The sequence below is a fragment of the Sphingobacterium sp. 1.A.4 genome (assembly GCF_002734245.1).
Taxonomy (GTDB): domain Bacteria; phylum Bacteroidota; class Bacteroidia; order Sphingobacteriales; family Sphingobacteriaceae; genus Sphingobacterium; species Sphingobacterium tenebrionis.
Map to the genome: position 1 here is coordinate 1 of NZ_PEAZ01000102.1, position 8,313 is coordinate 8,313.

Annotated in this window: 8 protein-coding genes and 1 rRNA gene; 3 read left to right on the forward strand and 6 right to left on the reverse strand. The window is 43.5% G+C overall.

The genetic code is table 11. The features are described 5' to 3' along the window. A partial coding sequence (locus CRJ00_RS18880; protein ID WP_218962203.1) for a hypothetical protein occupies positions 1-259 on the forward strand: 259 nt, incomplete at its 5' end. Positions 260-428: 169 nt separating this feature from the next. Here CRJ00_RS18880 and miaA read toward each other — a convergent pair. The 3 genes from miaA to CRJ00_RS16535 are packed head-to-tail and all read right to left on the reverse strand — an operon-like array spanning position 429 to position 3,333. Further along, positions 429-1,319: a tRNA (adenosine(37)-N6)-dimethylallyltransferase MiaA gene (gene miaA, locus CRJ00_RS16525; RefSeq protein WP_257213831.1), complete on the reverse strand. Its 891-nt coding sequence runs from the start codon at positions 1,317-1,319 to the stop codon at positions 429-431. A 17-nt stretch (positions 1,320-1,336) separates the two neighbouring features. Next, the gene (locus tag CRJ00_RS16530) at positions 1,337-2,509 is read right to left on the reverse strand and encodes a Gfo/Idh/MocA family protein (protein WP_099367851.1); all 1,173 of its coding nucleotides are present in this window, start codon (positions 2,507-2,509) and stop codon (positions 1,337-1,339) included. A gap of 53 nt (positions 2,510-2,562) precedes the next feature. Beyond that, positions 2,563-3,333, reverse strand: coding sequence for a hypothetical protein (locus CRJ00_RS16535; RefSeq protein WP_099367852.1), 771 nt, complete (start codon positions 3,331-3,333; stop codon positions 2,563-2,565). A gap of 78 nt (positions 3,334-3,411) precedes the next feature. On the opposite strand from CRJ00_RS16535, the gene def reads away from it, so the two are divergent. Continuing rightward, positions 3,412-3,999: a peptide deformylase gene (gene def, locus CRJ00_RS16540; protein WP_099367853.1), complete on the forward strand. Its 588-nt coding sequence runs from the start codon at positions 3,412-3,414 to the stop codon at positions 3,997-3,999. A 43-nt stretch (positions 4,000-4,042) separates the two neighbouring features. On the opposite strand, the gene CRJ00_RS16545 is transcribed toward def, so the two are convergent. The 3 genes from CRJ00_RS16545 to CRJ00_RS16555 all read right to left on the reverse strand — a co-directional run bounded on the left by CRJ00_RS16545 (position 4,043) and on the right by CRJ00_RS16555 (position 6,906). Continuing rightward, positions 4,043-4,660 (reverse strand): trimeric intracellular cation channel family protein, encoded by a 618-nt coding sequence (locus tag CRJ00_RS16545; RefSeq protein ID WP_099367854.1) that lies wholly within the window; start codon positions 4,658-4,660, stop codon positions 4,043-4,045. A 102-nt stretch (positions 4,661-4,762) separates the two neighbouring features. Continuing rightward, positions 4,763-6,514 (reverse strand): M56 family metallopeptidase, encoded by a 1,752-nt coding sequence (locus CRJ00_RS16550; RefSeq protein ID WP_099367855.1) that lies wholly within the window; start codon positions 6,512-6,514, stop codon positions 4,763-4,765. A 29-nt stretch (positions 6,515-6,543) separates the two neighbouring features. Further along, on the reverse strand, positions 6,544-6,906 hold the full coding sequence (locus CRJ00_RS16555; protein ID WP_099367856.1) for a BlaI/MecI/CopY family transcriptional regulator: 363 nt from the start codon (positions 6,904-6,906) through the stop codon (positions 6,544-6,546). Positions 6,907-8,068: 1,162 nt separating this feature from the next. Here CRJ00_RS16555 and CRJ00_RS16570 point away from each other — a divergent pair. Next, positions 8,069-8,313 (forward strand): 16S ribosomal RNA (locus CRJ00_RS16570); the annotation flags it as partial.

Genomic DNA, 8,313 nt, shown 5'->3' on the forward strand with positions numbered 1-8,313 from the left:
TGCACAGGGACTCCTACAGAGCAAGAAAATAGCGATCGGGGAATTCGGACGAAGGCTTCGGGCCAGAAAAGGGCCTATGATCGCCATCAAAGCCATGGCCAACAAATTGGCAGCACAGTATTGGCGACTGATGGTAAAGGGGACCACCTATGTGGAACAAGGGGTGCAGACCTATGAAACACAATTGAAAAAGCAGAAGGAAAAGTACCTGAACAGGTTGGCACTGGAGTTCGATATGAAATTAGAGAAGATACATTGACCTGATTAACAATAGGTTATACAACATGTCATTGGTAGCGTAGTCGAAGGATCTCTACGTTAGGTTATTTACGAACAGATGCTTCGACGATGCTCAGCATGACATGCGGGAAGATTGCTTCGTCGTGCCTCCTCGCAATGACGTGGTGGGGCGATGCCTGACTTTTCAATCAAAATGCTATCCAATTAATCTCCACCCCATCTTTTTCCATCTTCCGAAAAAAAGTCATTTGCCGTTTCGCAAAACGATGGATCTCCGTTTTAAGCTTTTCCACAAATTGTCCATAATCCAGTTCCCCATTCAAATACCTCCCTGCATACTTATATTCCAATCCAAACCAGTCCAACTTCTCCAAGCCAATCCCTTCCTCCATCAATTTTTCCACCTCAGGAATCAACCCCTCCCTTAACCTACTGTCCAACCGCCCATCAATTCTACTCCTTCGCAACTCCAAAGAAGGGTTTAGTCCAAAAGCAATATAATCCTTTACCAAAGGCTCCTTAGCTTCTGGAACATCATTTTCCTTCAAATAATTCAAAATCTCCAAGGCCCGGATCAATCGTTTCTTACTATCCCAATCAATCTGGAAATCTTCGGGAATCTCCATCCGCTTTATCCTCGAAATCAGTTCCGACTTCGATAAACCCTCCATCTCAAACTGAAAAGCCACATCCTTTGGTACAGCACTATAAACCTGCTCCTTCAACAAAGAAAGTATATAAGACCCCGTTCCACCACATAATATTGGTCTCTTTCCCGTGGATAAAATATCCCGATATGCCCTCTCAAAATCCCGTTTGAACTGTTTCACCTCATATTGACCCGAAGGTGGAAGGATATCGATCAAATGATAAGGTACCTCCTCATATTCCTTCAGATCTTTTCCGGTTCCGATATCCAAAGACCTGTAAACCTGCCTGGAATCAGCAGAGATAATCTCGCCATCAATCTTCCTCGCCAATTTAACCGCCAGCTTCGTTTTCCCCGATGCCGTAGGTCCCAATAGGATAACAAGAAAATCAGGCGAAAGAAAATCCTTCGCCTGATCTATTTTTTGCAATATGTAATCTATTGGTTCTAAATCACAAATTTTGTCCATTTTTCATTGCTTTCGTTGCTCTTCACAACGGTTTCGATAAAGGCCATTCCACGAACACCATCATAAACATTTGGAAAATCCAATCCCTCTGCCGATGGTTCTGTTCCTTCCTTCTTCGCCGAAACCGTCAAGGCAAAATTCCTATAGATATTCGCAAAGGATTCCAACAATCCTTCTGGATGACCCGCTGGTATACGTGTATTGTGAGTCGCAAAAGAACTCAGAGTAAATGGAGCAGCATATGCATTTCCGGTACGATAGATTTGTCTTGGTTGATCCAACATCTTAATGATCAGGTTGTTCGGATCTTCGTTCGCCCATTCCAAACCACCTTTTTCACCATAGATACGGATCCTAACGGCGTTTTCCTCGCCCGCAGAAATCTGGGATGCCATCAAGACACCTTTTGCTCCCTGCTCAAAATGCAGCAATACCGATCCATCATCATCCAATAAACGACCTTCCACAAAAGTGGTCAGATCCGCACATAATTCCGTAATCTTCAATCCCGACACGTATTCCGCCAAATGCGCAGCATGCGTACCGATATCACCCATTACCAAGGATTTTCCGGAACGTTTTGGATCAGCACGCCAAGCAGCGCCCGCATTCCCCTCTCGCTCGCTCAAGCGGCTTAACCAACCTTGAGGATACTCCACAACGATCTTACGGATCTTACCAAAATGACCGTCCTTCACCATCGCTTTCGCCTGTTTCACCATCGGATAACCCGAATAGGTATGAGTCAGGCAAAGCGTTTTACCTGTACGCTCTACAATTTCCTTCAATTCTTGCGCCTCTTCCAAAGATACTGTCATCGGTTTTTCTACCACCACATCAAATCCATTCTCCAATGCCAACTTAGCCGGACCAAAATGCAGAAAGTTTGGTGTAACGATGGTCACAAAATCCATGCGTTCCCCTTCAGGAAGCTTGGCCTCTTCCGCGATCATCTGCTCATAAGTTTCATAAACGCGTTCTTCAGGCACAAAAAGATCCTGACCCGATTTTAGGGAAACTTCACGGTTTACACTGAAGGTTCCACAAACTAATTCTATTTTTCCATCCATAAAGGCAGCAATTCGGTGTACGGCGCCAATAAACGCGTCGTTTCCTCCACCGACCATGCCCATGCGTAGTTTACGTTTCATAAGGTGTGAATTTCGATTGATTAAGCGTTAAATATAAGAAATTAAACAAGCTTTTAAACAGTATAGACCAATTTAATGCTTCCAGAATTGGAAAATAGGTAGCCTTCCGGATAGTCTGATCGGATTTGCTCCAACTCGGCAAAATCATGGATAGGAACCTGTCTACTACCACTTACCCAAAATTGTTGAGGCGGTTTTTCGGCTATTTTCCGAAATCCAATAACAGCCAGCGAGGAGTCTTGGCTCCAATCCTTATCGCTATAGGTCATAATATCGCCAGGCTTAAAATCAGCAATAAATCCCTTCAGCAGTTTGGAAATGCCCCCTAAGACTAAAAAATCTGCTTTATGGCAGAAACGGAGCAGTTCAAAGGATCGGTAATCCGAAGGTTTGTCCAGCATTTTCCTTCCTCCACTGAACACGGCCAATGAAACCAATTCACCCTGATGGAAAAGCCCATACCGGTACTTGCCGGGTAAAGGGATTTGGAGATGATGTTCCTCTTGGAAATCTAGGGCAACCTTTTTGTCCACCCGTGCAAGGACCGTATCCCGGGCATAGATTTTTTTTGCTATGCCGGCCATTACCTTCAACCTATTGATCAACTTATCCTGCTGGGCAACAAATTGATGAACGTTCAGATAGACCGTTTTTTTAGCTTGATTGAGCATAGGATCCTTGGCCTGCCCCTCATCCATCAGAATTTTAAAGCTTAATTCCGGAGCATCGAATACCACCGCCTTATCGATAGACACCATCTCCAAAGTAACCTCCAACTTGGAAGAAAGTGTCTGAAGGATAACCTGGTAATCGATCTGTTGCATGCCGCAAAATTAGCTTAATTCAATAGAATATCCGCTAATGCCAAATAATTAATAACTTTGTGCTGAAAATTGAAATAAATGAAATTACCTATAGTAGCCTATGGCGATCCAGTTTTGCGTCAGAAGGCCGAAGAGATTGAAGAGGATTACCCTGCATTGAAGGAACTGATCGATAACATGTTCGAAACCATGTATGCCGCCAATGGGGTAGGCCTTGCCGCTCCACAGATCGGTCTGCCGATTCGTGTATTTGTTATTGATGCCAGTCCTTTTGGCGAAGATGATGAGGATGGACCAGGAGATCCTTCTGCAAAGGATTTCAAACGGGTATTCATCAATCCCATCCTCGTGGAGGAATCTGGGGAGAAATGGGCATTTTCAGAAGGCTGCCTAAGTATCCCGCAGATCAACGAAGAAGTGTTGCGTAAGAAGAATGTGGTGATCAATTACCTGGATGAAAACTTTGAAGAGCAGGAGGAAGAATTGACAGGGCTAGCGGCTCGTGTTGTGCAGCATGAATATGACCACATCGAAGGAAAGCTTTTTATTGATAAGATCGGACCGCTGAAAAAGGCCATGTTGAAAAGTAAACTGGATAATATCGCAAAAGGATTGGTTCGCGTAGCTTACAAGATGTCCTTCCCGCAGATGAAAAAGAAACGGTAAGCACACCTAAAAAATAAAAGAGCTGGTCATGGACCTGCTTTTTTTATGATTTGTTTTCCATCATGGGTACACTCGGTAGGGAAAGGTTATATTTAACCGATACAAACCGGATGGTAAAGACAACAGATGCAGAAATAAAGGCGACGATTCCATCGGATAGGGGAGTGAGGGAAAGCAGTACATAGATGAAGGCACCTGCCAGACAGGCCGAAGCATAGATCTCTTTTCTTAATATCAAAGGGGTCACATTCATCAGCACATCCCGGATCACCCCACCCATGCAGGCGGAGAACATCCCCAACATGACCGCCGATATGGCACTACTTTCATAGGCAATGGATTTCTCCACACCTACCACGGTAAAGAATCCGATCCCGATGGCATCGAATAAAAACAGGGTCCTCGCAAAATTGTCCAATTGTTTGTTCAGGATGATGGAAAGGATCACGCCGATAAAAATAGCGATCAGGTAATTGCCATCCTCCACCCATACTGGCCGGATGTTCAGGAAAACATCACGAAGCGATCCGCCACCAATGGCTGTCACAAAACCCATAAAGGTCGCACCAAAAACATCAATACCATTTCTGTTTGCCGCCATTGCTCCGGATATCGCAAACACCATGGTACCTAAAAGATCGATGTAATAAATAAAGCTCATTGATTCTGCCAGTATCGTCCTACAATAATAAGAAATATTAAAATAAAAAAGTGGACTCCGCAGAACCCACTTTAACTAAACAACAAAACAAATGATTTTTAACTAAATAGCTTTTGATTTTCTGTCCCTTTTTAATCGGTTCAGATCCTCTTCATATTTTTTCTGGAGCTCTTTATACTCTTCGGAGTTATATAGCTCCTCCTTTTCTTTCACTTTTTGCTTCCATTCTTCACTCTGGAAGTATTTCTCGATCTCTTTTCCGCCCTGTTCAATCTTTTGCATCTTGTTTTTCCACTCCGGAGATTCAAAGTATTTCTGAATGTTCTTTGTTTCTGCTTCAATGGACTTCATCTGATCTTTCCAGTCATCAGATTCAAAATAAGAAGCGACCTGCTTTGAATGATCTTCTATGCTCTTGATCTGATCTTTCCATTCCTTACTATTAAAGAATTTGTTGATCTCGTTGGATGACATATCGGCCCATTTTTTATCTTTCATTACTTCCTTGATCTTTTCATTGGAGATATTGATGGAAGCCATCTTGTTTTTCCAATCGTCGGATTTGAAAACCTCGTTCACTTTTGCGGTCTGTTCGGTGATAGACTGCATCTGTTTTTTCCATTCAGGCGAATTGGTCATTTTTGCCACATCCTTCGAATTAAGCTCCATCTCTTTGATCGCCTTGCGAACATGGGCTGGTAATTCGGTGGTGTCTACGATTTCATGGTTGTTAACCTTGATTTTATTTACCGTATTTACAGGTTTGATCGTGTCTAAGCATACTTCAGCGGACATGGGTTTCAATGCTGAATGTGGTGCTGGTACGATAGGATCGATCAGTTCGATTTCTTCTGCAACGCTCTGTTGCGCGGGTATCAACATCGCTAAGCTGATCATGGCAACTGAACTTGCCAAAACCGCTAGGAGTTGTTGTTTTACATTTCTATGGTTGGTTTCCATGTTGGTGATTCTTTTGATTCTTTGAAATAGGTGGTTTTTATTTCCGGTTGCTGCCATACTTAGGGCAGGGGTATTCTTCATTCTTAATTCTTCCAATTCTACCAATGCCTTGGCATAATGGATTGGCGTGCTGATCTGCTTCAACACCATATCGTCGCAGGCGTTTTCCCTTTCCTTCTCGATCATTTTTGATAAGGCCCAAACAAATGGGTTGAAGAATAGGAGGGTCTCCATCACTACTTTCAATAAGTTGAAGAGGTAATCCTGTCGTTTGATGTGTGCCAATTCATGTAGGATGATCGCTTCGACCTGTGTCGTATTCAGGTTGTTCACAAAGGCAATCGGGAAAAGAACGAAGGGCTTTAGAAATCCTACGGTCAATGGAACTGAAATATGCTTGGAAAGAAATATCGATACGCGTTTATTGATCTGCAGACTTTCCTTTGATTTGTTGAACAACTGGTTCCATTCTTTAGGGATGCTATCCAAACCTGTATATTTTAATTGACGTAATTTGAGGTAGCTGTTGCAAAGGATCAATACTTGGATGATAAAACCGATAAGGTAAGCGGCTACCAGGTAGGGGAACAAGCGTTCCAAGCTGAATGGGCTTCCTTCCTGGAAATTGATCGCGGGGATCATCTCTGGCGGAGTCGCTTGGTAGAGGTTCTGCATGGCTTTATATTTACTATAGTAAAATAGAAAGCTGATCATAAAACCTAAAAATATGCTGACCTGCAAGAAAAATGCGGTATTGTACCGTGCTGCTGCGCTTTGTTTTGGATTGATGAGCTTAATGATATTGACAAGAATATAGCATATCGCTCCTAACCAGATGGAATGTAGGATGCTCCATCCCAAGGCTTGTATCAAGTTATATGTGGTAGTTTCCATGGCTATTTATTTAATCGAAGGGTATAAACCTATTTATTTTCCAAGTTTTTCAGGAATGCCTTGATTTCGTCCAGTTCTTTTTGGCTCGTTCTTTCATTGCCTAATGCCTGCATCACTAATCGGGCGGTTGAGCCGTTATAAACTGAATCTATCATTTTATCCAGGAATTGTTCCTGGGTAGACTCTTTTTCAATTTCTGCTTTATATAGGTGTGTTTTGGAGCTGGTATCTCTGCTCACCATACCTTTATCATGCATGATCTGCATGAGTTTTAATATAGTGGTATAGCCCACATCCTTTTTGTTCAGGGTTTCAAAAACCTCGCGAACGCTGCTTTCGCCCTTATTCCAAAGGACCTGAAGGATTTCCATTTCGCTATCTGTAGGTTTCATGTTTTTTAGATTTATCTACGAATTATTTCGTACTCAAATCTACGAAGGATTTCGTAAGTACAAAATATTTTTTTGAATTCTTTTTCAATATTAGTGTAAAATATTGATAATCAGTAGTTAAAATTTGTAAAATTTATCATCATTGGGAGAATGTAAAGTCACGTCATTGCGAGGAGGCACGACGAAGCAATCTTTGGACTTTGTCATCCTGAGCATCGCCGAAGGATCTGTACGTGTACCAAATGTAGATGCTTCGACTCCGCTCAGCATGACATGCGGGAAGATTGCTTCGTTCCTCGCAATGACGCAGAGCCTCGCAATGACGCAGAGTCCCCACAATGACGCGGGATCCCCAAATTGGCTTCGATGCAAAACCATGGTGAAAGTAATGCTAAAGTATGCTTTTCCTATGGTCAACATCCATTTTGATGCTTTTTCCCTTCTTCCACCTTGCTTCAGATACGGACCAAGTTGGGTTCCTAGCAAAATAGGTTAACCGATCAATGGCCTAACATAGATAAATGGGATATACCCTGTTCCACATCGCCCTTGCCGGAGGCCATCTTAACCTATATTTCCGCGCCAAATGCCCATCCCATGCCACCCGGGATACTAATTTATCCGCCATTGCCACAGGGCTTTACACGGTAACCGTAAAAAATGTTCCCTGGGGGTCTTGGAAATATGGATCGGAAGTCCCTATCTTTGCACCACTCCGCAAGGGAGGGACGGCCGAACGGCCACTGAAATAAGGGTAGCTGTACATGTTCCGAGGGTCCGCCCAAAGGGTGCATGTTACACGGAAAAAAAGTCCCCGCAGAATTATTTTAAAATAAATTTTGCGGAACCGAAAAAACCTTCTACCTTTGCAGTCCCAACCACGGGGAACGGCAGCCGGCGCGACGCTGGCAGCCCACAGAAATGACAGTTCGAGACCAAGGAAACGAGGTCGGAAAACATACAGAGGCCGAAGCGCGAGCGGAGGCGGAGAGTTCTTTAAGATTTTATGATCATGTAACGCAGCGAGTAGTCGGAAGACGAAAGCTGAAAATTAACGACTGATTTAATCAGATCAATTTCAGATTTCCGGGAGCAGGACAGAGATACAAAAAAACAAGACGTTTCTATTTTTATGAATAGTCACGGTCTTACACTTCATTCTACAATGGAGAGTTTGATCCTGGCTCAGGATGAACGCTAGCGGCAGGCCTAATACATGCAAGTCGAACGGGATCCGGTGGTAGCTTGCTATCATCGGTGAGAGTGGCGCACGGGTGCGTAACGCGTGAGCAACCTACCCATATCAGGGGGATAGCCCGGAGAAATCCGGATTAACACCGCATGACACAGCAGTCCCGCATGGGACCACTGTCAAATATTCATAGGATATGGATGGGCTCGCGTGAC